2 protein-coding genes are annotated in these 2,523 nt (G+C 67.0%); both read left to right on the top strand.

All coding sequences use genetic code 11. From position 1 onward, the window contains the following. Positions 1–89: 89 nt before the first annotated feature. Positions 90–521, top strand: coding sequence for a DUF1841 family protein (locus AC1DXV_RS33780; RefSeq protein WP_477868183.1), 432 nt, complete (start codon positions 90–92; stop codon positions 519–521). A 64-nt stretch (positions 522–585) separates the two neighbouring features. Beyond that, entirely contained in the window at positions 586–2,427 is a 1,842-nt protein-coding gene (locus AC1DXV_RS33775; protein ID WP_477868181.1) for a glycosyl hydrolase family 18 protein, read from the top strand. Positions 2,428–2,523 lie beyond the last annotated feature (96 nt).

Below are 2,523 nucleotides of genomic sequence, written 5' to 3'. Positions count from 1 at the left end.
GGCATGTGTGGTTCAGAGATTGACGAGGGTTCCACCCGCCGTGCTGTCGTCTGCATCACGTCCGAACGGATCTGGGCGAAAATCCACCGATGTTTGCCCCGACCCAGCACGACGTTCGCAAATTCTTCTGTGAGACCCGGCGCAAGCAGCGCGAAGGCCTGCCGCTGACGCCGATGGAAGCGGTGGCAGGCGACTGGATCGCCGAGCACCCGGAATACCACGCCGAGCTCGCCGATGAAGCCGCAGCGCTGGCCAGGGTCTACGAGGTCGAAGACGGCCGCACCAACCCCTTCCTGCACCTGTCGATGCACCTGTCGATCAGCGAGCAGGTCAGCATCGACCAGCCGACCGGCATCAAGCAGGCCTATGCCCTGCTCGCCGCGAAGCGCGGCTCGGCGCACGAGGCGCAGCACGAGATGATGGAGTGCCTGGGCGAGATGATCTGGGCCTCGCAGCGCAGCGGCCTGCCGCCGGACGGCCACAAGTACATCGACTGCGTGAGGCGCCGCGCGACGCGCTGAGCCGAGTTACCAACGCTACGGTTTGCTGACATTTGCCGAGGCGCTGATGGGTGACCATCGGCCGATGAACACCGCCCTCGCCCACCTCCGCCCGAACCGCACCGGTTTCGTCGCCACGCTCGCCTGCGTCAGCTTCGCGTGCCTTGTCACCACGTCGCAGGCCGATGCCGCGCCGTTCGTGCTGGCCTACACCGATGGCCAGATCAGCCAGTCGTACACCAACCTGCAGGCCCACCACGCGCAGCTGAGCGCCGTCGGCCTCGGCTCGGCCTACAACCTGACGGCGGCCGGCGCGATCAGCACCGAAGGCCTGACGAACACCACGCGCAGCATCATCAGCTTCGCGAAGGGCAAGGGCCTGCCGCTGTACCCGACCGTCTCGGACTACAGCAACGACGCCGGCGGTTTCGACCCGGCCATCTCGAAGGCGGTGCTCGCCAGTGCCACCAGCCGTGCGAAGGCGGTGACGAACCTGGTGAACCTCGCCACGGCGAACGGTTTTGCCGGCATCGACATCGACCTGGAGGCGGTGCAGTCGTCGGACAAGGCGAACTACAGCGCGTTCATCTCGGCGCTGGCGAGCGGCCTGCATGCGCAGGGGCTGAAGCTCGTGATCAGCATCCCGCCGAAGACCGGCGACAAGGCACCGGACTACCTGGGCGGCTACGACTACGCGGCGATCGGTGCCGCGGTCGACTACTTCCAGGTGATGACCTACGACGAGGTCGGCCCGGGCTGGGCCAGCAGCGGCTTCAACGGCGAGGTGTGGCCGGGCCCCGAATCGGGCCTGGACTGGCAGAAGGCGATCCTGTCGTACACCGTGTCGCGCGTGCCGGCCTCGAAGGTGCTGGCCGGCCTGCCGAGCTACGGCTACGACTACAGCACGGGCCAGGTGGTGCACTGGTCGAGCTATGCCGCGGTGCTGGCCTCGCATGCCAATGCGGTGCTGCAGCGCGATGCGGCATCGGCAACGCCCTATGCCACCTGGGGCACGGTGCGCAAGCAGCCGGACGGCACGGACTGGAGCAATTCGACGAAGCAGCCGGCGCTCTGGTACGACGATGCGCAGAGCATCCAGGCCAAGACCGCGCTGGTGAATGCGTATGGCCTCGCCGGCACCAGCGTGTGGGCGATGGGGTATGAAGACGCGAGCTTCTGGTCGGCGGTGAAGGTCGGGCTGGACAACGGCTCGACGGCGCCGCTGAGCATCGATGCTGCCGCTGGCACCGGTGGATCCATCGTGCCGAGCGGCTCGGTGCAGGTCGTGCAGGGTCGCAGCCAGGGCTTCAGCATCGTGCCGAACGCGGGCTACGACATCAGCTCGGTGACGGTGGATGGCGCATCGGTCGGAGCGGTGACGAGCTACACCTTCAGCGACGTGCAGGCCGGCCACTCGATCCGTGCTGCCTTCAGCGCGCGCGGCGGCAGCGGCGACACGCAGATCGAGGCGAGCGGCAGCGGCCAGGTGTGGATCAAGAACACGACGGCGCTGTCGAACGCGAACCGCCAGGCGCGCGCCGGCATCAACGACGGCAAGCTGACGACCGGTGTGACGCTGAATGCCGCCGGCGAAGGCGAGACAGGCAAGTGGGAGGCAGCCGGTGTCACGTGGACGGCGGCCAAGACAGTGTCGAAGGTGACGTTGATCAACGGCGCCATCGACAGCTACGGCAACGGCTACTTCGAATCAGGTGTGAGCCTGCAGTACACGACCGACGGCACGCGCTGGATCGAATCCGGCTGGGCGATCGCGCCGGCGTATCCGAACAGCGCAGTTGCGGGCGGTTCGAGCTACGCGTTCAGCGGCACACCGCTGGCCGGCGTGCTGGGCGTGCGGATCTCCGGCAAGACCGGCCCGCAGTCGTGGAGCGCGATCATCAACGAGCTCCTGGTGACGGGCCGCTAAGGGCGAGGCTGCTGCCGGGTCTCGCCCCGGCGGGCGAGTCACTTTCATTTGAAGCCCAAATGAAAGTAACCAAAGCAAAGGGCTTCAATACAACAC

Source organism: Rhizobacter sp. P3_C12, assembly GCF_056402735.1.
This window is presented reverse-complemented; position numbering and strand designations above follow the sequence as displayed.